Source organism: Butyricicoccus faecihominis (genome assembly GCF_024462775.1).
Taxonomy (GTDB): Bacteria; Bacillota; Clostridia; order Oscillospirales; family Butyricicoccaceae; genus Agathobaculum; species Agathobaculum faecihominis_A.
In genome coordinates this window covers 42,866-69,285 of sequence record NZ_JANGCE010000008.1, presented here as the reverse complement: position 1 = coordinate 69,285, position 26,420 = coordinate 42,866, and the positions used below count along the sequence as shown (strand labels likewise).

At 57.5% G+C, this 26,420-nt stretch carries 25 protein-coding genes and 1 tRNA gene; 18 read left to right on the top strand and 8 right to left on the bottom strand.

The window, feature by feature from the left end; translation table 11 throughout:
* Positions 1–349 precede the first annotated feature (349 nt).
* The 5 genes from NE562_RS06420 (at position 350) to NE562_RS06400 (ending at position 4,749) form a co-directional block, all read left to right on the top strand.
* Positions 350–2,020, top strand: coding sequence for a GGDEF domain-containing phosphodiesterase (locus tag NE562_RS06420; protein WP_280961583.1), 1,671 nt, complete (start codon positions 350–352; stop codon positions 2,018–2,020).
* 271 nt (positions 2,021–2,291) lie between these two features.
* Positions 2,292–3,419, top strand: coding sequence for a sodium ion-translocating decarboxylase subunit beta (locus NE562_RS06415; RefSeq protein ID WP_280961582.1), 1,128 nt, complete (start codon positions 2,292–2,294; stop codon positions 3,417–3,419).
* Between the two features lie 19 nt (positions 3,420–3,438).
* The gene (locus tag NE562_RS06410; protein WP_280961581.1) at positions 3,439–3,558 is read left to right on the top strand and encodes an OadG-related small transporter subunit; all 120 of its coding nucleotides are present in this window, start codon (positions 3,439–3,441) and stop codon (positions 3,556–3,558) included.
* A gap of 62 nt (positions 3,559–3,620) precedes the next feature.
* Positions 3,621–3,697: transfer RNA gene (locus NE562_RS06405), tRNA-Val, on the top strand.
* Positions 3,698–3,810: 113 nt separating this feature from the next.
* The gene (locus NE562_RS06400) at positions 3,811–4,749 is read left to right on the top strand and encodes a DUF1848 domain-containing protein (protein ID WP_280961580.1); all 939 of its coding nucleotides are present in this window, start codon (positions 3,811–3,813) and stop codon (positions 4,747–4,749) included.
* Positions 4,750–4,798: 49 nt separating this feature from the next.
* Here NE562_RS06400 and NE562_RS06395 read toward each other — a convergent pair whose 3' ends face one another.
* Together NE562_RS06395 and NE562_RS06390 are read right to left on the bottom strand one after the other, a co-directional pair.
* The gene (locus tag NE562_RS06395; protein WP_280961579.1) at positions 4,799–5,221 is read right to left on the bottom strand and encodes a flavodoxin domain-containing protein; all 423 of its coding nucleotides are present in this window, start codon (positions 5,219–5,221) and stop codon (positions 4,799–4,801) included.
* A gap of 210 nt (positions 5,222–5,431) precedes the next feature.
* Positions 5,432–6,460: a LacI family DNA-binding transcriptional regulator gene (locus NE562_RS06390; RefSeq protein ID WP_280961578.1), complete on the bottom strand. Its 1,029-nt coding sequence runs from the start codon at positions 6,458–6,460 to the stop codon at positions 5,432–5,434.
* A 313-nt stretch (positions 6,461–6,773) separates the two neighbouring features.
* On the opposite strand from NE562_RS06390, the gene NE562_RS06385 reads away from it, so the two are divergent.
* Genes NE562_RS06385 through iolE form a run of 7 tightly spaced genes read left to right on the top strand, consistent with a single transcriptional unit; the run spans position 6,774 to position 13,771 of the window.
* A complete protein-coding gene (locus NE562_RS06385) occupies positions 6,774–8,267 on the top strand; it encodes a sugar ABC transporter ATP-binding protein (protein WP_280961577.1) in 1,494 nt (497 codons plus the stop codon).
* 27 nt (positions 8,268–8,294) lie between these two features.
* A complete protein-coding gene (locus NE562_RS06380) occupies positions 8,295–9,263 on the top strand; it encodes an ABC transporter permease (RefSeq protein WP_280961576.1) in 969 nt (322 codons plus the stop codon).
* 48 nt (positions 9,264–9,311) lie between these two features.
* The gene (locus tag NE562_RS06375) at positions 9,312–10,271 is read left to right on the top strand and encodes a sugar ABC transporter substrate-binding protein (RefSeq protein WP_280961575.1); all 960 of its coding nucleotides are present in this window, start codon (positions 9,312–9,314) and stop codon (positions 10,269–10,271) included.
* 27 nt (positions 10,272–10,298) lie between these two features.
* On the top strand, positions 10,299–10,988 hold the full coding sequence (locus tag NE562_RS06370) for a PIG-L deacetylase family protein (protein ID WP_280961574.1): 690 nt from the start codon (positions 10,299–10,301) through the stop codon (positions 10,986–10,988).
* Positions 10,989–11,042: 54 nt separating this feature from the next.
* Entirely contained in the window at positions 11,043–12,023 is a 981-nt protein-coding gene (locus NE562_RS06365) for a Gfo/Idh/MocA family protein (protein WP_280961573.1), read from the top strand.
* Between the two features lie 13 nt (positions 12,024–12,036).
* Complete coding sequence (locus NE562_RS06360; RefSeq protein WP_280961572.1) at positions 12,037–12,852, top strand: sugar phosphate isomerase/epimerase family protein; 816 nt, start codon at positions 12,037–12,039, stop codon at positions 12,850–12,852.
* Positions 12,853–12,868: 16 nt separating this feature from the next.
* Positions 12,869–13,771, top strand: a complete 903-nt coding sequence (gene iolE / locus NE562_RS06355) for a myo-inosose-2 dehydratase (protein WP_280961571.1) — start codon at positions 12,869–12,871, stop codon at positions 13,769–13,771.
* 90 nt (positions 13,772–13,861) lie between these two features.
* Here iolE and pth read toward each other — a convergent pair whose 3' ends face one another.
* From pth to NE562_RS06340, 3 genes are read right to left on the bottom strand one after another with little or no spacing between them, the layout of a single operon-like run.
* Positions 13,862–14,500 carry an aminoacyl-tRNA hydrolase gene (gene pth / locus NE562_RS06350; protein ID WP_280961570.1) on the bottom strand — a complete coding sequence of 213 codons (639 nt, stop codon included), beginning with the start codon at positions 14,498–14,500 and terminating at the stop codon, positions 13,862–13,864.
* A gap of 24 nt (positions 14,501–14,524) precedes the next feature.
* Positions 14,525–16,168 (bottom strand): DAK2 domain-containing protein, encoded by a 1,644-nt coding sequence (locus tag NE562_RS06345; RefSeq protein ID WP_280961569.1) that lies wholly within the window; start codon positions 16,166–16,168, stop codon positions 14,525–14,527.
* 17 nt (positions 16,169–16,185) lie between these two features.
* Positions 16,186–16,536, bottom strand: coding sequence for an Asp23/Gls24 family envelope stress response protein (locus NE562_RS06340; RefSeq protein WP_280961568.1), 351 nt, complete (start codon positions 16,534–16,536; stop codon positions 16,186–16,188).
* Between the two features lie 246 nt (positions 16,537–16,782).
* On the opposite strand from NE562_RS06340, the gene lexA reads away from it, so the two are divergent.
* The 6 genes from lexA to NE562_RS06310 all read left to right on the top strand — a co-directional run bounded on the left by lexA (position 16,783) and on the right by NE562_RS06310 (position 22,924).
* Positions 16,783–17,376, top strand: coding sequence for a transcriptional repressor LexA (lexA, locus tag NE562_RS06335; protein WP_330645857.1), 594 nt, complete (start codon positions 16,783–16,785; stop codon positions 17,374–17,376).
* A 120-nt stretch (positions 17,377–17,496) separates the two neighbouring features.
* On the top strand, positions 17,497–19,548 hold the full coding sequence (recG, locus tag NE562_RS06330; protein WP_280961567.1) for an ATP-dependent DNA helicase RecG: 2,052 nt from the start codon (positions 17,497–17,499) through the stop codon (positions 19,546–19,548).
* Between the two features lie 156 nt (positions 19,549–19,704).
* Entirely contained in the window at positions 19,705–20,976 is a 1,272-nt protein-coding gene (locus NE562_RS06325) for an adenylosuccinate synthase (RefSeq protein WP_280961612.1), read from the top strand.
* A gap of 72 nt (positions 20,977–21,048) precedes the next feature.
* Positions 21,049–21,414 (top strand): DUF4180 domain-containing protein, encoded by a 366-nt coding sequence (locus tag NE562_RS06320; protein WP_280961566.1) that lies wholly within the window; start codon positions 21,049–21,051, stop codon positions 21,412–21,414.
* A gap of 11 nt (positions 21,415–21,425) precedes the next feature.
* On the top strand, positions 21,426–21,968 hold the full coding sequence (locus NE562_RS06315; protein WP_280961565.1) for a GNAT family N-acetyltransferase: 543 nt from the start codon (positions 21,426–21,428) through the stop codon (positions 21,966–21,968).
* 92 nt (positions 21,969–22,060) lie between these two features.
* A complete protein-coding gene (locus NE562_RS06310) occupies positions 22,061–22,924 on the top strand; it encodes a YitT family protein (protein WP_280961564.1) in 864 nt (287 codons plus the stop codon).
* A gap of 35 nt (positions 22,925–22,959) precedes the next feature.
* Here the strand turns inward: NE562_RS06310 and NE562_RS06305 are convergent, their stop codons facing one another.
* The 3 genes from NE562_RS06305 to NE562_RS06295 are packed head-to-tail and all read right to left on the bottom strand — an operon-like array spanning position 22,960 to position 26,400.
* The gene (locus NE562_RS06305) at positions 22,960–23,865 is read right to left on the bottom strand and encodes a DMT family transporter (protein ID WP_280961563.1); all 906 of its coding nucleotides are present in this window, start codon (positions 23,863–23,865) and stop codon (positions 22,960–22,962) included.
* A complete protein-coding gene (gene mnmA / locus NE562_RS06300) occupies positions 23,852–24,883 on the bottom strand; it encodes a tRNA 2-thiouridine(34) synthase MnmA (protein WP_280961562.1) in 1,032 nt (343 codons plus the stop codon). The genes NE562_RS06305 and mnmA overlap by 14 nt, the downstream gene beginning before the upstream one ends.
* 26 nt (positions 24,884–24,909) lie before the next feature.
* Positions 24,910–26,400 (bottom strand): ABC transporter substrate-binding protein, encoded by a 1,491-nt coding sequence (locus tag NE562_RS06295; RefSeq protein WP_280961561.1) that lies wholly within the window; start codon positions 26,398–26,400, stop codon positions 24,910–24,912.
* Positions 26,401–26,420: the final 20 nt, after the last annotated feature.

Sequence of the window (26,420 nt, the reverse complement as noted above, 5' to 3'; positions counted from 1 at the left end):
ATGATCCTTATTAATAAAAGCATACCGCAAATCAAGTACCCTGTCAACGAGAGAAAGTGTAAACAAAATATGACTTGACGACGTTTTTCTACCGCCGTAGCATGATTTTATAACGCGGTTTACCGCTTGCGTACCGGTGCTTCGCGGCAGCATATATACGCCCGCAGACCGTCCGTTCGGCGGCGCGCGGCGCGCCTTACAGCAAACTGTTGAATTTTAACAATTATTTTGGCAAAGCCATAAAAAAACTCTTGCATTATTGCGGCCACGCTCATACACTTAATATAAGAGCTTTTCTGTAGATAAATGACGAAGGGTGTTGAGCACTGTGGGACAGGATCAAAGTATCATGGAGCAGTATAGCTATTTACGCGAAAACTGTATGCAAGCGGCGCTTCTGTTTGCTGAATATGATGCGGAAACCGGAGTGCGCACCTATTCCTCCGAGCCGGGCGATCTGCTTTACGGCAATTACGCCGGCCGCGATCTGCTCACCGCTCTTTGCGAGGACGATGTGACCCATCCGGACGATCTGGCCGATCTGCGGCGGCAAATCCGTTCGCTGGCCGAAAAGGATTCGGCCGACTTTTACGCGCGGCTTCGGCTGCGCGACAGCGGCTACCACTTATTCCGCCTGCTGCTGCACATTACCCGCAGGAGCGCACAAACATTTTTATGCACCGCCATCCTGCTTGACGCCGAGCAGGAGCTTTTAATGTACAACCGCTTGCAATATTTGAGCGAGTACGATCCGCAGACCGGCATTTACAACCAGCACGGTTTTTCCGTTCACGCGCACGAACTGATTACCAAGGATACCGAGCGTCAGTATGTCATCATCCGGACCAATATCGAGCGCTTTAAGGTTGTCAACGATCTGTTCGGCATAGAACAGGGCGACGCTTTGCTGCGCCGCATGGCGCATACCAGCCGAGAGCTGACCCATGGGCACATCAAAGGCAAGGCCGTGTTCGGCCGCATCCGCGCGGATATTTTCGCGTGCTGCTGCGAAAACACCGAGGAAAACATCACCGGGATCATCGAATATATCCGCCACACGATCGGCCCGTACTTTCCCGACTATGAAGTGCGCGTGGGGTTCGGCCTGTACGAGGTGACCGATCCCACCCTTTCCGTCGACCTGATGATCGACCGCGCCAATATGGCCATGCAGACCACCAAAGGCAATTATCTGGACAGCAGCGTGTATTACAGCGATGCGATTCGCGCCGGCGTGCTGCGCGAACAGTTTATCGTGGGCGAAATGGGCGCGGCCTTGCGGGAAGGGCAGTTTTTCATCGTCATTCAGCCAAAATGCGATATGGAAACCGGCCGGGTGATGGGCGGCGAAGCGTTAGCCCGCTGGCGGCATCCGGAACGCGGCATTATCCCGCCTTCCGAATTTGTGCCCGTGTTTGAAAAATCCAGCTTTATCTTTAAGCTCGACTGCTTTGTTTGGGAGGAGACCTGCCGCGAGCTGCGCCGCGAGATCGATGACGGCTACGAGGTTCTCCCCATATCCGTCAACCTGTCACGCGTCGACATTCAGCGGCCCGAGCTGCTCGATACGCTATCCGATCTAATCCGCCGCTATCGCATCCCGCTCTCCCTGTTTCGCCTTGAAATCACCGAAAGCGGCTCCACGCCCGATATCGAGGCCATGCTGCGCACCGTGGGCACGCTGCGCGAACGCGGGTTCGATATCCTGCTGGACGATTTCGGCAGCGCCTTTTCCACCTTCAATGTGCTCAGCGGCATCGATATCAGCGCGCTCAAAATCGATCTTCGATCGATCGCCAAGCGCTCCCGTACGACGCGCCGCGTCGGCCAGCTGCTTACCTCGTTCGTCTTTATGGCGGACCAGCTCGGCATACCGACCATCATCGAGGGCGTGGAAACAAAGGAGCAGGTCGAGCTGGCGCGGAGCGCCGGTATCCACGCGGCACAAGGCTATTTCTATTACCGGCCCCAGCACGTGCAGGATTACCGCGAGCTGCTGGAAAAACGCATACCAAAATAAAACATTATGCTTGACAAACCGCTGCCAAACATGGTACGATACGGCCATAAACAAAGGGGAGTAGTCGGCGCGGCCAGCCGCGTGGCGAAGTCAACAAGCATGGACGCGGCTTGATCGCGTTCTGGCTTTGCATCAAACGACCAGACCTGCGTTTTCCGTTTAGGGAAACGCAGGTCTTTTTTTATCGAAACGGCCGTTTTTTTACAATCTATGGATTACTCCGCGCGAACAGGGCAAGAATTGAATTATACACTTAAAGGGGGTTAACCGCATGTCGTTTTTATGGGAGGGACTGCTGGCCATTACATGGCAGCAAGCGGTAATGTACGTAGTGGGTGGTATCCTGATCTACCTTGCCATTGGCAAGCAATACGAGCCTGCGCTGCTGCTGCCCATGGGCTTCGGCGCAATCTTAGTCAATCTGCCGGCCTCCGGCGTGCTCAATCAAATGACACAGGGCGTCGGGCAGACGCACGGCATCATTCAGTGGCTGTTTGAAAACGGCATTGAAATTTCCGAGGCGTTTCCGCTGCTGCTGTTTATCGGCATCGGCGCGATGATCGATTTTGGACCGCTTCTGTCGAACCCCAAAATGTTTCTGTTCGGCGCGGCGGCGCAGCTCGGCATTTTTCTGACCATTATCCTCGCCACCGCACTTCACTTTGATATCCGGGACGCCGCCTCGATCGGTATTATCGGCGCGGCGGACGGGCCGACCTCCATTCTGGTATCGCAAGTGCTGAAGTCGCGCTATGTGGGCGCGATTGCCGTCGCAGCCTATTCCTACATGGCGCTGGTGCCGATTATTCAGCCCTTTGCCATCAAGCTGGTCACGACGAAAAAGGAGCGGGCCATGCGCATGCCCTATTCGCCCGGTCAGGTCAGCCGCCGCACGCGCATCCTCTTTCCCATCGTCGTATCGTTTGTCGCCGGTATCGTCGCGCCCGCGTCGGTTTCGCTCGTCGGCTTTTTGATGTTCGGCAACCTCATCCGCGAATGCGGCGTGCTCAATAATTTATCCGAAACCGCGCAGCACGAGCTGGCCAATCTCGTTACGCTGCTGCTCGGCATTACCATTTCGTTCTCGATGCGGGCCGAGCAGTTTGTCACCAAAGAAACGCTGCTCATCCTTTGCCTCGGTCTGTTTGCCTTTGTACTCGATTCCGTGGGCGGCGTGCTGTTCGCCAAGCTGCTCAATCTGTTTTGCAAGAACAAGGTCAATCCCATGGTCGGCGCGGCAGGCATTTCCGCCTTTCCCATGTCGGCGCGCGTGATAGAAAAGCTCGGCGTGGAAGCCGACCACCAGAACCACCTGCTGATGCATGCGGTGGGCGCAAACGTCGCGGGGCAAATTGCCTCGGTCGTCGCCGGCGGCGTCATTCTCGGGTTCTTCATGTAAGGAAGGAGCGTACAGCCAAATGAATGCGGATATGGGTATGGCCCTCACCCTGCTTTGGCAGGGCATGGCGGGTATTTTCACCGTGCTAATCGTGATTGCGCTGATCGTCACATTGCTCTCCCGGCTCGACCGCCAGTAAGGTCTTTTGGAAAAAAGCACTTGCAAATTCCGTGCAATTCTGTTATAGTAATGTTATTGCACGGAGTTGTAGCTCAGCTGGTCAGAGCGTTCGCCTCACACGCGAGAGGTCATGGGTTCGAGCCCCCTCAACTCCACCATGAAAAAAAGAAACGCCTTCGGGTGTTTCTTTTTTTATTCTCTTAAGAGCGCACCGGCGTCCAAGCGGCCTTCGCGCGCACCTTCAAGCTTTTGTATATGGAAAGAGGATATTATGATCATCAGCGCAAGCCGCCGCACCGACATACCGGCGTATTATGCAAAATGGTTTTTCAACCGGCTAAAGGCCGGTTACGTTTTGACGCGGAACCCGGTGAATCCGCACCAGATCAGCCGGGTCAGCCTACGTCCCGACGTGGTGGACGCCATTGTGTTCTGGACGAAAAATCCGCTGCCCATGCTCGACGCGCTGCCCTTGCTGCACGATTACATGTACTATTTTCAGTTTACGCTGACCGCTTACGGGCCGGATGTTGAGCCGCAGATCCCCGACAAGGAAGCTTGCCTGATTCCCGCTTTTCAGCGGCTTGCCCAAACGATCGGGCCCGACCGGGTCGTCTGGCGGTATGACCCCATTTTCTTGAGCGAAGCCTATACCCCCGCCTATCACCTGCGCCGCTTTGCAGAGTTTGCCGCGCGGCTGCATCCCTACACGCGAAAATGCACCATTAGTTTCCTCGACCAATACCGGAACACGGCGAAAAACATGGCCGGGCTGCGCTTACAGGCCTTTCCGCCCGCCGAACAGCGGGCGCTTGCCAAGGAGCTTGTTCAGATCGCGCACCGTTACGGGCTTGAGATGGACACCTGCGCCGAAGAACTGGAGCTAACGCCCTACGGCGTCCAGCACGCCCGCTGTATCGACGACCGGCTGTTAACCCGTCTGCTGCACTGCCCGCTTGCGATTACAAAGGATAAAAACCAACGGCTTGCATGCGGATGTGTGGAAAGCATCGATATCGGCGCGTACCACACCTGCCCCGGCGGCTGCCGGTACTGTTATGCAAACGACGGCCCCGGCGCCGCCCTTTGCAACGCGGCGGCACACGTTCCAAGCTCCCCCCTGCTATTCGGTGCGCCTGATCCGGACGACCGGATCACGGAACGCGAAATGCGCTCCTATCGTGTGGACCAGCTGCAATTCGACCTATGAAGAGAAAAAAGAGCCACTACCCACGCCACGCATGGGTAGTGACTCTTTTTTATTGGCCCAACGCCGCTGCGAGCTCTTCCATCGCCGCGTGGTTCATCCATTCTTTGGTTTGTGACTTGGAAAACGGCTGGATACCGCCAAATGAGCGGACGCAGACCGCGTGCGCCATCAATTCCTGCGAGATATTCCGCTGTACCGCTTTTTCAAACGACTCCGGTTCCGCATTGCAGAAATAGAACGCAAGCGGCTTTTCCAACAGACGCGTCTGATTATCTTTCCAAAAGCGCCGCGCCGGGCGGTAGGCTCTTCCGATCCGGATACCGGAACCGAGGACGACCGCGTCGAACCCCTCGAGCGAAGGACTGGATTTAGAAAGGTCCGCGAGCACGGCGTTTTCAAACCGGCTTGCCAGCGTTTCCGCGCAATCACGGCTTGCGCCGGATTTCGTTGCATAAGCGATCAATACTTTCATTATTCTTTCCTCTCTGCGTGGTTTGTCAAATTATCTGCCAACGTATCAATAAATTACGCGCGCCATCGCGGCCTCCGCGAAACATTTTTTGAACACGTTCAGTATAAGGTAAAAGACAATCGCTGTCAAAGGGATATTGCCGCAAAGTATACACTGGAATGAAAAGGCAGCGAGAGCCGCGCTACGCAAAGCGTGGCTCGCGCTGCCTTTTTATCTATCCGTCGTGATCTTGTGCGAAAGATCGACCGAATCACCCGAAATAAAGGTGACCGGCAACACCAACCGTTCGCATTTCCCATCTTCGGTTTCGCGGCTTCTTATTTTTTCCCACAATCGCGCGACAGCAGCCTCAGCCTGCAGCTCGATCTCGGTATCGATGGTCGTCACCGTCGGTGTGCTTAGCCGGGACAGCTCGCTATTATCAAAGCCAGTGACCGCGATATCGCGCGGCACAGCATAATGCAATTCCGTCAGTGCCTTTATGGTCAGCACCGCGGTCCGGTCGTCCGCGCAGAGGAAGGCTTCCGGCATGTACGGAAGCTCCGCAAGCCGTTTTTTCATATAGCGGATGCTCATCGGTCCATCCAACGGATAATCGCAGATGCAAACAGAAGGATCAAACACCAGAGAAAAGTGCTCGCATATGCTGCGAAAACACATTAGCCGTTCAAAGAAGGCAAAATACATATCCGGATTGCCGATAAAACCCAACTGCCGGTAGTTATGCTCATACAAATGCTTGACGAGCTGATAAATGCCGGAGAAATTATCCTCGATCACCACATCCGTTAAAATCGTTGGGCAAAAGAAACTGCAACATAAAACCGGAAGCCCCGTTTCCGCAAAATACGATACGATCTGTTCGCTGGAATCGCCCAATAATACAACCGCGCAAGTATTGTTCTGCCGTATGATTTGATTGATATCCATCCGCGAATATGAGGAATCCAGATTCAGCGATACCGCTTTTCCACCCCGCACCTTTATCTTTTCACGCAGCAAACGGTGCATGTCGGAAAAAAAGTAGGTATCGCTAAAATTTTCTACGGTGGAGCAGATCAGTACTGAAGGCCGCGCCGAAACATGCTTCGGCGCATACCCCAATTCCCGTGCGACAGCGAGAATTTGATCGCGCAGCTGGTCGCTTACGCCGGCCTCTCCGCGCAAGGCCACGGAGACGGTATTTTGCGAGACCGCCATTTTTTCCGCAATGTCTTTTAGTGTTACTCGTTTAGGCATAGCATCACATCCTTGGCAGGAATAAGAAATTCCTGTTCTATCAAATACTCTCAATATAATGCATTATATCACTTGTTAAATAAAAACACAAATCGTTTTAAACAACAAATATATAATTTTTTTAATTTATTCAGTTATTACAATCCCACCAAGCTTTATATGTCATATTGCACAATTAATAAAATTAATTATACAATATTTTATAATATATATGAATTTCATTCTTGACATACATGAAATGCAGGCGTATAATCCGGGTTATAAACAATAAATATAGAATTAAAAACATTAATTTTAGATAGGAGGAAATGTTTTGTCGGATCGTTATTTGCTTGAGATGAAGAATATCACAAAAGGTTTTCCGGGCGTACAGGCGCTGCAATCGGTCGATCTTGCGGTACGCCCCGGCACCGTGCATGCTTTGATGGGCGAAAACGGGGCCGGAAAATCCACGCTGATGAAGATCCTTGACGGCCTGATGCAACCGGACGAGGGGGAAATTTGGATCGACGGGGTCAACGTCGGCCCGCTTACGCCCAAAAAGGCCGCGGCGCATGGCGTGGCCATGATTCATCAGGAATTGAGCTCAGTCCTCAATCTCTCCATAGCCGAAAACATATTTTTGGGGCGCGAACCTCTTTTGTCCTACGGCCGCGGCATCGATTATAAAACCATGTACGAAAAAGCGGCGGAATACATGCAGCGCATGAATATCAAATACCCTCCCACTACGCGAATGGGCGACATCAGCGTATCGATCATGCAGTTGGTGGAGATCTGCAAAGCGCTTTCCTGCAATGCCAAGATCATTGTCATGGACGAGCCCACCTCGGCCATTACCGAGAACGAGGTCGATACCCTTTTTGCATGCATCGAACAGCTCAAACAAAACGGCGCGGCTGTTATATACATCACGCATAAGCTTGACGAATTGTTCCGCATTGCGGATGAAGTCACAGTATTGCGCGATGGACAATGGATTGGCAGCAGCCCCGCGTCGGCACTTGATAAAAACCAAGTGGTATCGATGATGATCGGCCGAGAACTCACCGATATTTTCCCCAAGGAATTTGCGGAGATCAAGGGCGAGGCGCTTCGGGTAGAGCGTCTTTCCAGAAAAGGCGTGTTTCGGGATATCAGCTTTTCCGTACGGCACGGCGAGATCCTTGGCGTGGCCGGGCTGATCGGCTCAGGGCGCACGGAGATCATGCGCTGTATATTCGGGCTAGACCAAGCAAGCGAAGGAAAGCTTTTTCTAGACGGCCGCGCAATATCCGTGCATGTGCCGCAGGACGCGCTCCAGCACGGCATCGCCATGGTCCCCGAGGACCGAAAGCTGTCCGGCCTAGTGCTTGGAATGTCCATCAAGAAGAATATCACGCTTGCTTTTTTACAAGAGTTTGTCCGCGGTATCGCGCTCAGCGAACGCGAGGAAACAAAACGCTCGCAAGAAATCATCGATATGCTGCGCATCAAAACGAACGACGCAAACAATCGCGCGGACTCCCTCAGCGGCGGCAACCAGCAAAAGATCGTACTTGGAAAATGGCTGATCTCCGATATCAACGTGTTGATCCTAGACGAACCCACGCGCGGCGTCGACGTCGGCGCAAAATCCGAGATTCACAAGATTATGTGCCAGTTGGCAAAGAAAGGCATGGCGATCATCATGATATCCTCCGAGCTTCCGGAGGTGCTTGGGATGAGCGACCGGATCTTGGTCATGCACGAAGGAAAGCTGAAGGGGGAATTGCAGCGCGAAGAGGCAAGTCAGGAAAAAATCATGACAATGGCGCTTGGGGACTGATATCAACGAAGGTGGAGGGATAAAAAAATGAGCGCAGCATCAACGATAACCAAAACAAAGCTTACAGAAATATTCCGTAAATTCGGTATTTATCTGATTTTGCTATTGATGATCGTGGTTTCATCACTTTTGAACAGTAAATTCCTTACCCCAGCCAACATCACCAACATCATGCGGCAGATCGTCGTCATCATGCTGATCGCCTGCGGCGAACAGCTCGTCATTACCGGCGGCGATATTGACCTTTCTCCCGGCTCGGTCGTTGCGCTGGCGGGCTGCATCGGCACTTCGGTCTTCGTAACGACGAACAGCGTCCTTCTGGCCATTTTCGCCTCGATCCTGATCGGCGGCCTATGCGGCTTGTTCAGCGGTTTTGTACTGACGCGCTATGGTATTCCCGCGTTTATCGTTACCTTGGCGGTGCAAACCAGCGCGCGCGGGCTTGCTCTGGTATTCACCAATGGCGTTCCTATTTCAAATCTCGACCGGCTGACCGTATTGGGGCAGGGCTATATCGGTTTGATCCCCATCCCCGTCATCATTTTGGCCATCGTCCTTTTCATTACGTGGTTTATTATGAGCAGACGGCCGCTTGGGCGCTACATTTATGCGATTGGCGGCAACGAAAGCGCCGCGATCGCCTCCGGCATCAATGTGAAAAAGGTAAAAATGCTATCCTATCTCACCAACGGCTGCTTTGTAGGCCTTGCAGGCATCATTCTGATGGCCCGCGTCAACTCCGGCCAGCCGGCCATCGGCGTAGGCTATGAATTCGACGGCATTACGGCCTGCGTGGTCGGCGGCATCAGCCTCAGCGGCGGCTCCGGCAGCATTATCGGCACCATCGCGGGCGGCCTGATCGTCGGCATCATTAACAATATGCTCAATTTGCAGAACGTTTCCGCGTACTATCAACAGATCGTCAAGGGGCTGGTCATCCTGATCGCGGTTATCATTGACGTGAAAAGCAAAAAATCAACGAGCAAATCGTTTTGAAAAACCGCGCCGGCAAGCGCGAAAAATAAAAAAATGGAGGAAACAACCATGAAACGACTCACCGTTATCGCCGCCACGCTATCGCTCATCCTCTCTCTGGGCGCCTGCTCATCCACGCCGCCCGCGGCGGACACGCCGGACGATACCCCAAAAGAAAACACCGGCGGCTATACCGTCGGCTATGCAAACTTGGCCGATTCCGATGTCAACTGCCGTTTGACAAAAGAGTTTTTCCTTGAATACGCCAAGGAGTACGACGGCATGGAGGTGCTCGCATCCGACGCGCAGAATCAGATTGAAAAGCAGATTGCGGATATTGAGAACTTTGTCGCGCAAAAGGTCAACGTCGTGATCGCCCTGCCGCTGGACTACGAAGCGCTCGTGCCCGCGGTGAAGGCCGCGAATGACGCGGCTATCCCATTCATTGCTTTCCGCGCAAAAATCGCGGATGGCGACTACCTATACTGCGGCTCCAACGACGAGGAGGCCGGCCGGCTGCAAGCCGAATACTGCATTGAAAACTTGCCGGAAAACGCCAACATCCTGTATATGTCCGGCACACTCGGTATGAACCACACTACGCTGCGCATGAACGGTTTTAAGAATCTACTGGGAGAAAAGCGGCCCGATGTGACGATCCTATCCGAGCAGGACGGCAACTACGACCGCGCCAAGGGCATGCAGATCGCGGAGGACTGGATCCAAAGCTTCGATCAGTTCGACGCCATTGTATGCGCAAACGATCAGATGGCTTTGGGCGCCGTCGAAGCGCTCAAGGGCGCGCGGCGGCTGGACGGCGTCATGGTGCTCGGCGTTGACGCAGTGGACGACGCGCTGCAGGCGATCGACGCAGGCGAAATGGTGATGAGCGCCTACCAGAACGCAAACGCACAGGCCAAGGCCTGCGCCGAAATGGCAAGCAAGCTGGCTAAAGGCGAGTCCGTAGAGGATACCTACATTCCATTTGAACCCATTACAAAGGAAAATGTAAAGGACTATTTGCAATAAACAACACTGCATTAGGAGGGAAATCCCATGAATGTGCTTGCAGTTGTGGCCCATCCGGACGACGCCGACCTGTGGTGCGGCGGCACCTTAAAAAAATATGCGGAGCAAGGCCATACCGTGTCCATCCTCGTCGCCACAAACGGCCGGACAGGGACGCACTGTAAAGTGGACGATCAGGAATTGATCGCCCGCCGTGAAAAAGAGCAGCTTGCGGCGGCAAGCCTGTATCCCGCAGCGGTACAGTTTTTGCGTTTGGACGACGGGGAGCTGTTCAACGACCGAGATACCCGCCGCCTCATGATCGACGCCATGCGCCGCGCGCAGCCCGATGTGATTTTAACGCATGATCCTTACGACGGAAACGTCGATCACCACACGGTCGGAGCAATCGTACAGGATAGCATCGTCTATCTTCCGCTGGAAAACGTGCGTGTGCAAACGCCGGCGCTCCAACGGCAGCCCACCGTTTTTCTGATGGATACCTATGCCGGCGTCGGGCCGATGCCCACCGCTTTCGTAGATATCACAGACCAATTTGAAACCAAAAGGCAAGCTTTGCTGTGTCACCGCTCACAGCTCACGGCGGAAACCTCTTGGGAGGAAATGCTTGAGGTGCAGGGAAAATTCCGCGGCATGCAGGCCGGTTTCCGATACGCGGAAGCCTTTAAAGGCTTTCAGCTGTTTGATTCCATGCCGGATTATAAGCTGCTGCCGTAAAAGCATGGAACGCTTCACGATTACGATATTTTATTTCAGGAAGGTAGTAACATTATGAAAATTGGCATTATCGGCGTAGGCAACATGGGCCGGCTCCACGCGGGCCTGATCCAATCCAACCCACGCCTAGAACTCTATGGCATGACCGACATGAACGTTGCCCGCGCGAAAGAGGCCGCCGCCGCCTTTGGCTGCGCCGCCTTTGATTCGGTCGAAGCGCTGCTTGCCTCCGAAGCGGACATGGTGTTTATCACCGTGCCCAATACCTCGCACGGTCCGCTTTGCGTCGCGGCGCTGCAAGCCGGCAAGCATGTTTTTGTCGAAAAGCCGCTGGCGACCGAGCTCAAGGACGCGGAGCATATCCGCGCCTTGCAGGCCCAAACCGGCCTGCACGTGTTCGTCGGCTACAACAGGCGTTTCGCGCCCGTTTATCTGGAAGCGAAGCGCACGGTCAGCCAGCCGGACTTCAAACCTGCGAACGTCAACATCATCCAAAACGACGGCGATATGCAAAATCCCGCGTGGCTGACCGACATCGCCATGACCGGCGGCTTCATGTATGATACCACCGTGCACTTTCTGGATATGGCCCGCTATCTGCTGGGCGATATCACCGAGCTGCGCGCGCTCGGCGAAGCGTCGTTCTACCCCATCGAGGACAACTTTGCCGTGCAGCTGAAATTCAAAAGCGGCGCGTTCGGCGTCATTTCCACCTGCGGGCACGCCTCGTGGATCTCGCCCTTCGAGCGGGTGCAGGTCGTCGGCGATCACAAAAGCGTGATCACCGAGGAACTGGACAGTTACCGATATTCCTCCGGCCTCGGCGCGGTGGTGGAGGGCAAGCAGTATGCCACGTTGGAGCACAATGTGAAATGGGGCTACGCGCAAATGCACGACCATATGTTTAACGAATGCATTTTCGGCGGCGCTTCGCCCCAAAACAGCGTGGACGACGGATACAAGGTAGTTGAACTGATCGAAGCCTGCTACGAATCCGCCAAGGCAGGCGGCTCGATCATCCGGTTCGACGCGTGATAGGAGTATAAATATGAAAATCAGTTGCAGCTCCCAGTCTCTCGACCACCTTTTTATGCAGAACCAGTGCACGCTGTTTGATTTTGCCGATTACTGCGCCGAGGAGCTGGGCATTTCTTTCATTGAGGTAGAGGATAAGCATTTTGCATCGACCGATCCCGCGTATATCGAAAGTCTGAAAGCCTATTTTGACAAAAAGCGGCTGCGCGTGTGCAATATCGCCTTTGATTGCAGCTTCGGCTATCCGACGCCCGAGCAGAACCGCGCGCAGGTGGAGCGCGCCAAGGCGTGGATGCCTATCGGCAAGGCGCTCGGCAGCCCGCATTTTCGCCTGTTCGCAGGCTGGATGGGCGGTCCCGATCCCGAGATCCATAAAAAGGGGCCCGCCTTACTGAAACCCGAAACCGCTTGGGCGGAAATGGTCGCGTGTGTACAGGAGCTCTGCGACTATGCCAAGACGCTCGATTTGTCCATCGTCATTGAAAACCATAACCACGGCGGCTTCCTTTCCGCTTCCAAGGATGTGCTGCGGCTGTTTGGACAGACAAACCGCGACAACCTGAGCCTGCTGCTCGATACCGGTAACTACGTGGACGGTTTGGACGGTATTCGCGCCACCGTACAGCTCGTCGCCGCGCACGCCCACCTGAAAATCAACGAGGTGGCGGAGGACGGCCACGACACCCTGTACGACCTGCCCGCGATCCTCGATATCCTGACTGCCGCCGGATTCGACGGCACGCTGTCCATCGAGTACGAGGGCGAACAGGATGAAAAGATCTATATCAAAAAGGTGACCGAGTATGTGCGCCGGTATTTGAGCAAGTGAAAGGACGGGACAAATAATGAAAAACGTACAGATCGGCGTGCATCCGATCAACTGGTGCAACGACGATATGACCGATCCGCTGCTGGGCGACGGCTACTCTTTCTACGATATTATCGATCAAGCGGCCGCCGCGGGCTACGCCGGTATTGAAAACAGCCGCAAATTTCCCCGCGACGCCAAGACGCTGCGGCCCGAATTTGACAAGCGCGGCCTACAGCTCACCTCCGGCTGGTGCGATACGATGTTCGCCTGCCGCGAGCTGCGCGACGAATACTTTGAAGCGCTCAAGGAAAAGGCGAAGTTTTTCCTCGATATGGGCGCGCAATATGTGATTGCGGCGGAAGGCACCAATTCCTCCTGCTGGGACCCGCGCGAATACCGCGCGGCCAAGGGCGTGCAAAAGCTAAACGAAGAGGAATGGAAGCTTTTTACGGACGGACTGAATCAGGCGGGCCGCTTTTGCAAGGACAACGGGCTGCGCCTCGTCTATCACGTGCACACCGGGACCTGCGTGGAAACGCATGAGGAAACGCAAAAGCTGTGCGATATGACCGATCCCGCCTATGTCAACCTGCTGGCGGATACCGGACACCTGTGCTTCTGCGGCGTGGACATCCCCAAGTTCTACGATCATTTTGCCGATCGCATCCAGTATGTGCACCTGAAAAACATACGCCCGCTCGTATTGCAGGTCGTGCGCGCGTTCGGCATCGATTTTAATAACGCGGTCAAGCTTGGTATTTTCACCGTGCCCGGGGACGAGGGCGCGATCGATTTTAAGACCGTGTTCGATATTCTTGACCGCCACGGCTTTGCAGGCTGGATGCTGGTCGAAGCCGAGCAATATCTGGCCACGCCCACCGCGCTTGACTTTGCAAAAATAGCGCGCGATTACATCCGCGAAACCGCGGGTGTATAATCCGGCTCTTCTTCTCTTTCTCTCTTCTTTTTAAAAAGCGCCTCGGGCAAAAGCTTTTTAGCTTTCGCCCGAGGCGCTTTTTGGTTGTTACTACATTCGTTTGCCGTTGAATTTTTGCGCGGCGGCGGGACAGCCTTCTGCAATGATGCAGGCCGCGGCTTCCACCGCGTCCGCGCAGGCCTTATCAATGGCCTTTTGCTCCTCCGCGCCAAAGCGGGACAGCACCCAATCCGCCAGATCGTACTCCGGGTGCGGCTTGTGCCCCACGCCGATCTTGACGCGGGGAAACTCCTCGCTTTTCAGGTGGTAAATGATGTTTTTCAGCCCGTTTTGCCCGCCCGCGGAGCCCTTGGGCCGGATGCGCAGCGTGCCCACATCGAGCGAAACATCATCCGAAAGGACGATCACGCGCTCGGGCGGCACCTGATAAAACGCGGCTGCGTCCCGCACGGCCTCGCCGGAAAGGTTCATAAAGGTCTGCGGCTTGACGAACAGCACCCGTTTGCCGCCGAGCGCGCCCTCGCCCACGAGGGCCTTAAACTTCATCCGGTCGATCTTCTGGCCGGACTTTTTGCTGTAACCGTCGAGCGCGCGGAAGCCCGCGTTGTGCCGCGTGCCCTCGTACTTGGCGCCGGGATTGCCCAGACCGACGACCAGCCACTCGATCGGCTGCGTCCGCTGCGTTTCCCGGTCGCGCTCTATTTTTGCAAAGATATCAAATATCGACATGTTGTTTTCGTTGCCCTTTGTCTTTTATTCCACGGAAAGGATATAGTAGTACACCGGCTGTCCGCCGTTGATGACCGAGATCTCCAGCCCCTTGTTCTCCTTGCGGAGCAGGGCTTCCACCTCCATCGCCGCCTCTTCGCTCACGCCTTCGCCGTATATAACGGTGGCAAACGCGCTGCTTTCCTCGACAAGCTCGCGCACGAGCTTTTTCACCACCGAGCTTTCCTTGCCGGAAGCGCACAGCTTGCCCTCGCACAGAGAAAGGTATTCGCCCTGCTTGATGCGTTTACCGTCAAACTCGGAATCGCGCGCGGCATAGGTGACCTGACCGCTGTGCACATGGTGCGCGGCCTCCTGCATGGCGGCGACGATCGCGCCCTCCTCGCCCTCGGTATCGACGGCGAGCATGGCCGAAATCCCCTGCGGGATGGTCTTGGTCGGCACGACGACGATCTTTTTGCCCTCCGCCAGATGCACGGCCTGTTCGGCCGCCATGATGATGTTTTTATTGTTCGGCAGCACGAACACGATCTCAGCCGGCACCGCGTCCACCGCGTGGATGATATCGTCCGTTGAGGGGTTCATGGTTTGTCCGCCCTGCACGACGACGTCCACGCCAAGATCGCTGAATACGGCCTTCAGCCCGTCGCCCGCGGCGATGGCCACAAAGCCGTATTTCTTTTCAGGCGGCACGATGACGCGCTCCTTGGGCGCGTCCGCCGTGCCCTCAATCACCTTGGCGGTGTGCTGCTCGCGCATGTTTTCGATCTTCACGGTGAGGAGCGGGCCGAATTTGAGGCCTTCCTCCAGCGCCTTGTTCGGCTGGTCGGTGTGGACGTGCACCTTGACGATCTCCTCGTCCTCCACAACGACCAGACTGTCGCCCAGCTCGCTCAGGATGGAGCGCATGCGGCCAACGTTGCGCGCCTTGTCGCGGCGCTCCGCGATAAACTCGGTGCAATAGGTGAACGTGATATCCTGTTCCGAAATCGCGCCGAAATCCGCGGCGGCCTTGGTCGGCGCGGCGGTCTGGCGTTCCTTATGGATGCCGCGCAGCGCGTCGAACATGCCTTCCCAAATGGTGAGCAGGCCAAAGCCGCCCGCGTCCACCACGCCGGCCTTTTCGAGAACGGGATTTTGGTGCACGGTCTCTTCGAGCGCGGTCTTGCCGCGTTCGAGTACGGCCTCAAACACCTTTTCCGCTGGCAGGTCGGCTTCGGCCTGACACTGCTCTACCGCAAACTGCGCCGCGACGCGGGACACGGTGAGGATGGTGCCCTCCGCCGGTTTCATCACGGCTTTATAGGCGGCCTCCACACCCTCGCGCAGGGCAAGGGCAAAATCGCAGCCGTCCGCCTCGTTCAGGTCGTGCAGGCGCTTTGCCACGCCGCGGAATAAAAGCGAAAGAATAACGCCCGAATTGCCGCGCGCGCCGCGCAGCAGCGCGGAGGCGGTCGTTTCCGCCGCCTTACCGAGCGTGGGCGCGGACAGCTTTGCCACCGCCTCCATCGCGGAGGCCATGGTCAGCGACATGTTGGTGCCCGTATCGCCGTCCGGCACGGGGAACACGTTCAGCTCGTTGACCTGCTCCTTCTTTTCGGCGATTGCGAGCGCGCCTTCGGTCACCATGCTGCAAAATAGCTCGCCCGTGATTTTTTTATCTGACATGATCGGCTTCTCTCCCTTTAATCGGCTTTGATGCTTTCGACATAGATATCGACGTTTTTTACGTCCACGCCGGTCAGGCGTTCCACATGATAGCGCACCTCGCCGATGATAGAGCGGCACACCGTAGCGATATTGACGCCGTGTTCGACCGCGATATGCAGATCGATACCCACGCCGCCGTCCGGCGCTTCCGCGACACGCACCCCGCGCGACTGGTTTTCCAGCCGGAGCAGATGGGCCAGCCCATCGGTCACCGAGCGCATGGTCATGCCCTTGACGCCGAAGCAGCTGGACGCCGCGAAGCCGGCGATGCCGGCCAGCACCTCGTTTGTGATTTCGATATATCCGAGATCGGTCTTAATGGTCATAAACAAACCCTCCTACGTGCGATGGATCCTACCTCTATGCTTATACTATTTCCTATTTTATATCAAAACGCCCGGAAATACAAGGAAGAGTTCGCTCGAAACCCGCCGCAGCGTAAAGATCCGGCAGGTTTCCCGCGATTTAAACGCATATCGCAAACATTTGTTTGCTTTTTTGTAAAACGCGCGGTATAATAAAGAATAACCGAACGTATGTTTCCTTTTAACCATGACTGGGGAGAGCACGATATGATGAAGAAAATATCCGCCAAACAGCAAAGGATCCTTGATTTTATCAGCGAATTTTCGCTGGAGCACGGCTACCCGCCCTCGGTGCGCGAAATCTGCTCTGAAATGGATCTGCGCTCGCCCTCCACCGTGCACGCCCATTTAAAAAAGCTGCGCGAAGCGGGCTACCTTGAATCCGACGACCGCAAATCCCGCGCGCTATCTCCCACGGGCGGGCCTTCCATGGTGCCGCGCGTGCCCATTCTGGGCCGCGTCACCGCCGGCGCGCCAATTTTAGCCGTGGAGGAAAACATCGGCTTTGTACCGTTCGAGCCCGCCGCGGCGGGCGGCCAATATTACGCGCTGCGCATCCGCGGCGAATCCATGATTGGCGCGGGTATTCTGGACGGCGACCTTGTCATCGTCCGTCAGGACGCGGTCGCGCGAAACGGCGACATCGTCATCGCCCTGTTGGAGGATGAAGCGACCTGTAAAACGCTTTCCATCACGCCGGACGGCGTATGGCTGCTGCCCGAAAACCCCGCCTATTCGCCGATCGACGGCAACGGCTGCCAAATCCTTGGCGTCGTCAAGGCGGTTTACCGGGAATACTAAGAATAATTAGGAATTAGTAGTTAGTAATTTGTAATTGGCCGCTACAGTATTGCACACGCATAGCGCGCAGCCTTAATTATTAATTCCTAATTCCTAACTACTAATTCCCCGAAGGGTGGTGTGCGAAAATTGCCCGCACTTTCCGATTTTATCACAGCGGCCAAGGGCGTTGGGCCCAAAAAGGCCGGTCTGTTTCAAAAACTGCATATCCGCACGCTGCGCGACGCGCTGCTGACCTATCCGCGAGATTATGAGGACCGCACCAAAATCACCCCGATTTCCGGCGTCACGGCGGAGGACAAGTACTGTGTGCGCGCCGTCGTGGGCACCGCGCCCGCGTTTCGCCGCATTCGCCGTGGGCTCGACCTAACCAAGCTGACCGTGTTCGATGAAACGGGTACGCTTAACATTACCTATTTTAACAATAAATATGCCGCCGCCACGCTGCGGGAGGGTCAGGAATACCTCTTTTGCGGCCGGGTGACGGGTACTGGCCGCGCGCGTACCATGGTATCGCCCGCGGCCGATCCTGTGCCTGCCTCGGGCGAATCGCCGGGCCGTATCGTGCCCATTTATCCGCTTTCCTCCGGCATATCCCAGCGCGATATGCTGCATGTGACCGAGGCGGCGCTCGCCGCCGTCGCGGGTGATTGGCCCGATCCACTGCCCCAGCTGCTTCGCGCCAAGTACCGGCTGATCGACTCGGCCGACGCGCTCGCCGCTATCCACCGCCCTAAAACGCAGCAGGATGTGGAGGACGCGCGCCGCCGCATGATCTTTGAAGAGCTGTTTTTGCTCTGCTGCGGCTTGCAGCAGCTAAAAGAACGCCGCCGCGCGGACAACGGCATCCCCTTTGAAGCGGACGGACTGCGCGCGTTCCTCTCCGTCCTGCCCTTTGCGCCGACCGGCGCGCAGCGCCGCGCGATCGACGAGATCGCCGCGGACTGCGCCTCCGGCCGCCCGATGAACCGCCTCTTGCAGGGCGATGTCGGCTCCGGCAAAACGCTGGTAGCCGCCGCGCTGTGCGCGCTGGCCGCCGCAAACGGATATCAAGCCGCTTTTATGGCGCCGACCGAGATCTTGGCCGCCCAGCACGCGGAAACGCTCGTTAAAATGCTTGCCCCACTGAATATCACGGTTACCCTGCTGACCGGTTCCATGGGCGCGGCGCAAAAGCGGCAGGCGCTATCCCGCATCGAAAGCGGTCAGGCGCAGGTCGTGATCGGCACGCACGCCCTCATCCAGCAGAGCGTCACCTTCCACAGGCTCGGCGCGGTCGTCGCGGACGAACAGCACCGGTTCGGCGTGGCGCAGCGCGCGGCCCTCGCGGCCAAGGGGCAAACGCCGCACACGCTGGTCATGTCGGCCACGCCCATCCCGCGCACGCTCGCCCTGATCATGTACGGCGATCTGGACGTTTCCGTGCTGGACGAGCTGCCGCCCGGCCGCACGCCTATTGAGACCTACGCCGTGGGCGAGCACATGCGCGCCCGCATCACCAAATTTATCGATAAGCAAATCGCCGCGGGCGGGCAGGCCTATGTGGTGTGCCCCCTTGTAGAGGAAGGCGAGACCAACCTGAAAAGCGCGGAGCAGCACGCGCGCGACCTGCAAAAGGCCCTGCCCCACCGCCGCGTCGCCGTGCTGCACGGCCGCATGAAAAACGCGGACAAAGATCAAACCATGCGTGATTTTGCCGCCGGGGCATACGATATTCTGGTCGCCACCACGGTGATCGAGGTCGGCGTGGACGTGCCGAACGCCAACCTGATGGTGGTGGAGGACGCGGACCGCTTCGGCCTTTCCCAGCTGCACCAGCTGCGCGGCCGCGTCGGACGCGGCACGCGGCAAAGCTACTGCGTCTTTTTCGGCGCGGACAAGGGGCAACCCGCGCGCGAGCGCCTGAAGATTCTGTGCCAAACCGCCGACGGGTTTGAAATTGCCCGATCCGACCTTGCGCTGCGCGGGCCGGGCGACTTTTTCGGCCGCCGCCAGCACGGCCTGCCCGCGCTGCACGTGGCCGACCTCGCGGGCGATCTAACGCTGATGCAGCACGCGCGCGAGGAAGCCGAGGCCCTGCTTGCGGAAGACCCAGCGCTTGCCGCCTATCCCCTGCTGCGCGACCGTGTCGAGCACATGTTCGCCGCGAGCGAGGACGAAGCGTTTAACTAGCGCGTATTTTTTCACCTGCCGGACCGCTTCTCTGTTTTCTTTCGTTTTGTTTGCAAAAGCATCACAAAACGGCATTGAACAAAGCGGCCCGGTATGTTATACTTTAACTGTATGGCGCGGCAAAGCGCGCACTGCATAGGAAAGGAATGGGATACAATGCCCGGAAAAGTGATATTAGGCGCCCAGTGGGGCGATGAAGGCAAAGGCAAGTTTATCGATATTTTTGCCGCGCAGGCCGATCTGGTCGTGCGCAGCCAAGGCGGCAACAACGCCGGCCACACCGTCGTGGTGGAGGGCGAAACCTATAAATTACAGCTCATCCCCTCGGGTATTCTGTATCCGAACTGCGTAAACGTGATCGGCCCCGGCGTGGTGGTCGATCCGCGCGCCATCCTCAAGGAGATCGACGGCCTTGCCGAAAAGGGCGTATCGACCGATCGGCTCTATATCGACGCGCGCTGCCACTGCATCCTGCCGTGGCACCTCGAACTGGACGCGCTTTCCGAAAAGGCGCGCGGCGGGGACGATATCGGCACCACCAAGAAGGGCATCGGCCCCACCTACATGGACAAGGCTGAACGCATCGGCGTACGTATGCACGATTTCACCGGCGAACGCTTTGAAGAAGCGATGCGCGAAGCCTGCGCGCGCAAGAACAAGGTCATCACCGGCGTTTACGGCGGCGAGCCGCTCGATATCGAGGCGGTACTCAGCGAATATAAGGAATATGCCGACCGGCTGCGCGCGCATGTGCGCGATACCTCGGTCCTGACCTATGAAGCCGTCAAGGCGGGCAAGCAGGTGCTGTTCGAGGGCGCGCAGGGCACGCTGCTCGATCTGGACATGGGCACCTACCCCTATGTCACCTCGTCCCACCCGGTCGCGGGCGGCTGCTGCATTGGCTCCGGCGTCGGGCCGACGGCCATCAGCGATATTATGGGCATCTGCAAGAGCTATACCACCCGCGTCGGCAAGGGCCCCTTCCCGACCGAGCTGTTCGACGAGACCGGCGATTACATTCGGAAAGCCGGCGGCGAATTCGGCACCGTGACCGGCCGTCCCCGCAGAACGGGCTGGTTCGACGCCGTCATCGCCCGCTACGCCGTGCGCGTCAACGGCCTGACCGAACTGGTCATCAACAAGATCGATCCGCTGCGCGGCCTGCCGAAGCTCAAGGTTTGCGTCGCTTACGATTATAAGGGCCAGCGCCTGACCGAGTTCCCCGCGAACTTTGCCGATCTTGAGCACTGCAAGCCGATCTATGAGGAATTCGACGGCTTTGACGAGGATATCACCGCCTGCCGTTCGTTCAGCGAGCTGCCGCAGTCTGTACAGAGTTATATCCGCGAGCTTGAACGTATCGTCGATTGCCCGATCTCGATGCTGGGCGTAGGTCCCGCGCGCGATCAGGTCATGACAATCAAATAACACAAAAACAAATGATGCAGGGTGGGGTGAACACGCTCCCCCTGCGTCTTTTTTCATTCAGAAAGGATTTCTATGACACAGCAAATCATCAAACAAAACGGCCGCCTGATCGCGGTCGTCCAGAGCGACGCCCCTCTTATCCGCGACGTATCGAGCGCGCTTGACCTAATCGCTTCGATCCGGTACGCAGCGGACTGCGACCGCATCGCCGTCAACAAGCAGGCGCTGAGCGAAGATTTTTTCACGCTCAGCACCTGTCTGGCGGGCGAGATTTTGCAGCACTTTATCAACTATCAAGTTAAATTCGCGGTTTTCGGCGACTTTTCCGGCTATACCAGCAAGCCTTTGCGTGATTTCATCCGGGAGAGCAACCGGGGGGGCGACATCTTTTTCACCGACACGGCCGAGCAAGCCGTGGAACGGCTTGCGGCCCACTGAAAGGAGCGCATATGGATCTTTATACGAAGCGGCTGCTGCTTCGCCCCTTCCGGGAGGATGACGCCGAGGCGCTGTACGAATACTCCAAGGATCCGAACGTGGGGCCGAACGCGGGCTGGAAGCCGCATGAAAGCTTGATCGAATCCGCGGATATCCTGCGCGTTGTTTTTTTGAACCAGCCCAGCGTGTGGGCGATCGTGCGCCGGGCGGACGGCCGCCTGATGGGCTCGTGCGGCATTATTCACGACCCCAAGCGCGAAAACGAAGCCGCGCGCATGCTCGGCTACGCAATGGGCGAGGACTATTGGGGCTGCGGCTACATGACCGAGGCTGTGGGCGCCGTACTGCGCGCCGGTTTTTTTGAAATGGGGCTCGAGCTGATCTCCGCCACCTGTTACCCGGACAACGCCCGCTCGCGCCGCGTGCTGGAAAAGTGCGGCTTCCAGTACGAGGGCATGCTGCACCGCGCGGAAAAGCTTTATAACGGCGAGATCAAGGACCATCTGTGTTTTTTCTGCACGCCGCAGGATGCAAAAAATGCGCTTTCCGTATAAAAAGCGCAATATGCGAAACCCTAACCACAAGGGCGGCGCGGCTTTGTCAGCCGCGCCGCCCTTCTTATTTTCGTTGGAAAGGGGCGCGCGCCATGCATTTGCGGCAGGCAGCCCATCAAACGCTGCTCGATACCGTATACGACCTTGCGGGGTCGTTCGCGCTAGCGGCAGGCATTTATTGCTTTATCGAACCCGCGCAGATCGCGCCGGGCGGGGTATCCGGCCTTGCCCTGCTGCTGCGGCACCTGTGGGGGCTGCCGGTCGGCCTGACCACCGTGGCGCTCAACCTGCCGATTCTGGTGGCCGCGTTTACGCGGCTGGGCCGGGCGTTTACGCTGAAATCGCTCAAAACGCTGCTGATTAGCAGCGCGGTGCTCGATCTAATCGTCACGCCGTTTTTTCCGCAATACACGGGGGACCGCATGCTTGGCTCGATCTTCGGCGGGCTGTTCGTGGGCGCGGGGCTGGGGCTGATCTTTTTGCGCGGCTCCACAACGGCGGGTACGGATATTATTTCTTTCCTGATCGAGCGGCGCTATCCCCATGTGCAGCTCGGCGCGGCGCTGATGGCCGTGGACTGTATCGTGCTCGGCCTGTCCATGCTGGTATTCCGAGATCTTGAGGCCGGATTGTTCGGCCTGATCGCGCTGTTCTGTCAAAGCAAGGTGATAAACGGCATCGTTTACGGCCTTGACCGGGGCAAGCAGGTGCTCATCCTTTCAGAAAAGACCGCGAATATCGCCGCGCGCATCATCGGCGAATTGTACCGCACCGCAACCTTTTTACAAAGCCGGGGCGCGTACAGCGGGCAGGGCGGCGAGGCGCTGCTTTGCGTCGTGCGCGTGCAGGAATATCACCGCTTGAAAGCAATCGTCTATGAGGAGGACCCGAACGCCTTTCTCATCGCCACCGACACCAACGCCGTGCACGGCGAAGGCTTCAAAGAGCTGGAATAAAAAACGCGGAACAGCCGAATGGTTGTTCCGCAGTTTTAATTCGTTTCGTTCTGCGTCTGTTTTTCCCGTTTTTCCGAAAGGAACAGACCGGCAAGCGACAAAACCGTGCCGGCCGCCATCATCGGCGTCATGGATTCGTGCAGGATAATGGCGGAAAACACGATCGTCACCACCGGCACGATATAAACATACACGCTCGTTTTCAGCGCGCCCAGAATATGTACCGCGCGGTTCCACGTGACAAAGCACATTGCCGAAGCGCACAGACCGAGAAACAGCAGCCCGCCCAGATGCTCCGGCTGGAGCCACGCCGCGAAACCGGCCGGGAAACCATCCCACACCGCGACGGGCACGAGAAACAGCAGCCCATAAAAGAATACGCGCGCGGTCGCGGGCACCGTCTGGTAGCCAAACGCACCGATTTTGCGTATAACCGCTGAGTAAACGCCCCAAACGACCGCCGCCAGCACGCCGAGCAGCGCGCCGAGCGGACTAAAATGCAGCTCGCGCACGCCGGAAAACGACACGAGCGCCACCCCCGCCAGCGCGCAGGCAAAGCCCAGAAAAAAGAACCGCCCCATCGGTTCGCCGCCGTTAAGCAGCCGCACCGCGACCGCGGTGAACAGCGGCGCGACCGACACGACCACGCCGATCAGCGAAGCCGAGGCATAGGTCAGCGCGATATTCTCCATCAAGAAATACAGGGTAACGCCGGTAAGCCCCGCGAGCGCGAAATACCACTCGTGCCGCCGTTCGGCGACGCGCAGCCAACCGCGCCCCACGAGAAGCAGCGCCGCGAAGCCGAGCGCGAACCGCGTGACCATGATCTCAACCGGCGAAAACGTGCGCAGCAGCACCTTGGTGAACACAAACGTCGTGCCCCAGACGAGCACGGAAAACAACGCCATCAAGTGGCCGAAAGCCTGATCATTCCGCCGCATCTTCAATAAACCCTCCGCCGATGACGATATCGCCGTCATAAAACACGGCGGACTGCCCGGCCGCGGGGGCGCGCACGGCCTCATCAAACGCGATCACGGCGGTATCGCCCGCCGGATATACGGTCGCGCGGTCGCTTTTTGCGGAAAAGCGCACGCGCACCTCGCAGGAAAACGGGCCGTTTGCCGCGAATTCGGGCGCGATATAGTGCGTACCCGTCAACCGCACGGTCTTGCGGTACACATCGTGCAGCGACAGCACCACCTGATTTTTCACGGGATCGAGCGCCTGCACGAACAGTCGCCCCTCCGCCGCGACGCCCAGCCCCTTGCGCTGCCCCACGGTGTAGCGGTGCAGACCCTTGTGGCGGCCCAGCACCTTGCCGTTTTCATCGACGAAATCGCCGGGCGGCAAGGCCGCGCCGCGCCGCGCCAGCCAGCCGGGCACGTCCCCGTCGGGAATAAAGCAAATATCCATGCTGTCCGGCTTTTCCGAAACGCCGAGCGAGCGGCCGCGCGCTTCGGTGCGCACCGCGTCCTTATCCGGTTCCTCGCCCAGCGGGAACAAGCACCGCGTCACGGTCTCGCGCGGCAGGCGGTAGAGCATATAGGTCTGATCCTTCTTTGCGCGCGCGCGCAGAAGAAGCGCGCGGCCCTCGCCGTCCCGCCCGGTGCGGGCATAGTGGCCGGTGGCGAGATAGGGCGCGCCCAGCTCGTCCGCCAGCTCGGTCAGCGCGCGGAACTTGACAAGGGGATTGCACACGATACACGGGTTGGGCGTGCGCGCGTTTTGATACGCCCCGGCGAAATAGGCGCATACCGTTTGTTCAAACGCTTGCCCCCGGTGGGCGACATGAAACGGGACGCCCAGCTCTCCGGCGGCTTTCCTCGCTTCCTCCTCGCCGCCGAGGCCAAGCTCCAAAAACATACCGTGCACTTCATAGCCCTGATCCCGGAGGCGCGCGGCGGCAACCGCCGAATCCACCCCCCCGGACAGGCCCAGAACGACCTTTTCTCCCATGTGTTTTCCTTTCTTTACAATCAAAACTACTCCGCTTCTTCCCAAGTCTCAAGGTTTGCAAAGGCGTTGTACGGCTCGGGCGTAAAGTTTTTGATCAATCCCTTGCGAATGACCACCTGATCGCGCTCAAACGCGATCGGTATGATCGGCATCTCCTGTACGAAAAGCTGGTACAGCCCGGTCAGATCCTGCCCCGAGCGGAAGTTGGTAAGCGCCTGCATCATGGTATCGCTGCTGTATCCGCCGAAATTGAGCGCTCCGCCGGATGAAATGAGCGGCCGCAGATCGAAATCCGGCATCAAACGCGCGGTGCCGTAATACAGATCGAACGAGCCCGCTTGCAGCGCCGCCACATATTCGTCATAGGGCCGCTTATCGACCGTGACGCTGATGCCGGCCGCCTTCCACGAAGCGGCGATCTGTTCCGCGGCCGCGACCTTAAAGGAGTTATCCGAATTGACCAGCAGCGTAAAGCTTGGCGCGGATTCCAGCTTTGCTTCCGCCAGCAGCGCGGCCGCGCTGTCGGACGAGCCGGACATGTCCAGCTTTAAAGTGTCGTCCCCCAAAGGCTGGGGATTGACCGGCAGCACCGCCGGATCGGCAAAGGTCTGCAACTGCGTGTCGCACAGGCCCTTCCGGCCGATCGCCGTGCTGAGCGCGCGGCGTACCGCGCTGTTTTTCAGCGTTTCATTGGCAAAATTCACGCCGATATAATGCAGGTTGGCGCTCGGCGTTTGCACCGTGTCGACCGAGCCGTTGATCGCGGTGGAGTTCGACGAAATGCGCGGCTCGCGCATCAGCGACACATCGCCGGTTTGGAAGCTCGATACCGCGGCGTCCGCCCGGACCATGGTGACGAGCGTGATGCGCCGGATCGTGCCGAGGAAACCGTCGTGCCAGTTTTCATTCGCGGTCAGCGTCCATTTGCCGTTTTCCTTGACCGGGCAAAACGGGCCGGTGCCCTCGGCAAAGCTTTCATTCGCGTCGCTTATGCGGCGCACCGGGATATCGAGCAGGCGCGGGAAATTCACGTTCGGCGCGCCCAGTTCGATCGACACCTTGTTATCGCCCTGCGCTTCCACCGAAACAACCTGCCGCATCCGCTCCCGGTAGGGTGAATTTTCGTTTTCCTGCGCCGCCATCAGGCTGTCCACCACATCCTTCGCCGTCACCCGCTCGCCCGACCAAAACGTCGCGTCCTCCCGCAGGGTGAAAACAAAGCTTGTGCCGTCGCCCGTGTATTCCGAACATAAAACCGGCACGGCGGTGAAATTATCGCCCACCTCAAAAAGTCCCTCGTACATCGCCTCGCACACAAGGCGGTTGATGCGCGTGTTGTCCGTCACCGGGTCGAGCTTGCCGGTGTCATAGTAGGCTAGGCCAAAATAAGCGTCGCTTACCTTGACATGATCCTCCTTGGCCTTCGGCGTGTCGTCCTCTTCCCCGCCGCCGCAGCCGCCAAGCAGGCAGAGCGCGGCCAGCAGCAGCGCCAACGCGTTTTTTTTCTGTCTTATCATTTATCCCGTATCCTTCCCCG

Coding starts and splice junctions, on each gene's coding strand:
- NE562_RS06345 (WP_280961569.1), bottom strand. CDS start 16,168: ATGTCAGATAAAAAAATCACGGGCGAGCTATTTTGCAGCATGGTGACC.
- NE562_RS06315 (WP_280961565.1), top strand. CDS start 21,426: ATGGATCTTTATACGAAGCGGCTGCTGCTTCGCCCCTTCCGGGAGGAT.
- NE562_RS06415 (WP_280961582.1), top strand. CDS start 2,292: ATGTCGTTTTTATGGGAGGGACTGCTGGCCATTACATGGCAGCAAGCG.
- mnmA (WP_280961562.1), bottom strand. CDS start 24,883: ATGGGAGAAAAGGTCGTTCTGGGCCTGTCCGGGGGGGTGGATTCGGCG.
- NE562_RS06325 (WP_280961612.1), top strand. CDS start 19,705: ATGCCCGGAAAAGTGATATTAGGCGCCCAGTGGGGCGATGAAGGCAAA.
- NE562_RS06365 (WP_280961573.1), top strand. CDS start 11,043: ATGAAAATTGGCATTATCGGCGTAGGCAACATGGGCCGGCTCCACGCG.
- NE562_RS06305 (WP_280961563.1), bottom strand. CDS start 23,865: ATGCGGCGGAATGATCAGGCTTTCGGCCACTTGATGGCGTTGTTTTCC.
- NE562_RS06320 (WP_280961566.1), top strand. CDS start 21,049: ATGACACAGCAAATCATCAAACAAAACGGCCGCCTGATCGCGGTCGTC.
- NE562_RS06395 (WP_280961579.1), bottom strand. CDS start 5,221: ATGAAAGTATTGATCGCTTATGCAACGAAATCCGGCGCAAGCCGTGAT.
- NE562_RS06295 (WP_280961561.1), bottom strand. CDS start 26,400: ATGATAAGACAGAAAAAAAACGCGTTGGCGCTGCTGCTGGCCGCGCTC.
- NE562_RS06410 (WP_280961581.1), top strand. CDS start 3,439: ATGAATGCGGATATGGGTATGGCCCTCACCCTGCTTTGGCAGGGCATG.
- NE562_RS06360 (WP_280961572.1), top strand. CDS start 12,037: ATGAAAATCAGTTGCAGCTCCCAGTCTCTCGACCACCTTTTTATGCAG.
- NE562_RS06400 (WP_280961580.1), top strand. CDS start 3,811: ATGATCATCAGCGCAAGCCGCCGCACCGACATACCGGCGTATTATGCA.
- NE562_RS06420 (WP_280961583.1), top strand. CDS start 350: ATGGAGCAGTATAGCTATTTACGCGAAAACTGTATGCAAGCGGCGCTT.
- pth (WP_280961570.1), bottom strand. CDS start 14,500: ATGTCGATATTTGATATCTTTGCAAAAATAGAGCGCGACCGGGAAACG.
- NE562_RS06390 (WP_280961578.1), bottom strand. CDS start 6,460: ATGCCTAAACGAGTAACACTAAAAGACATTGCGGAAAAAATGGCGGTC.
- NE562_RS06375 (WP_280961575.1), top strand. CDS start 9,312: ATGAAACGACTCACCGTTATCGCCGCCACGCTATCGCTCATCCTCTCT.
- NE562_RS06370 (WP_280961574.1), top strand. CDS start 10,299: ATGAATGTGCTTGCAGTTGTGGCCCATCCGGACGACGCCGACCTGTGG.
- NE562_RS06340 (WP_280961568.1), bottom strand. CDS start 16,536: ATGACCATTAAGACCGATCTCGGATATATCGAAATCACAAACGAGGTG.
- NE562_RS06380 (WP_280961576.1), top strand. CDS start 8,295: ATGAGCGCAGCATCAACGATAACCAAAACAAAGCTTACAGAAATATTC.
- lexA (WP_330645857.1), top strand. CDS start 16,783: ATGATGAAGAAAATATCCGCCAAACAGCAAAGGATCCTTGATTTTATC.
- NE562_RS06310 (WP_280961564.1), top strand. CDS start 22,061: ATGCATTTGCGGCAGGCAGCCCATCAAACGCTGCTCGATACCGTATAC.
- iolE (WP_280961571.1), top strand. CDS start 12,869: ATGAAAAACGTACAGATCGGCGTGCATCCGATCAACTGGTGCAACGAC.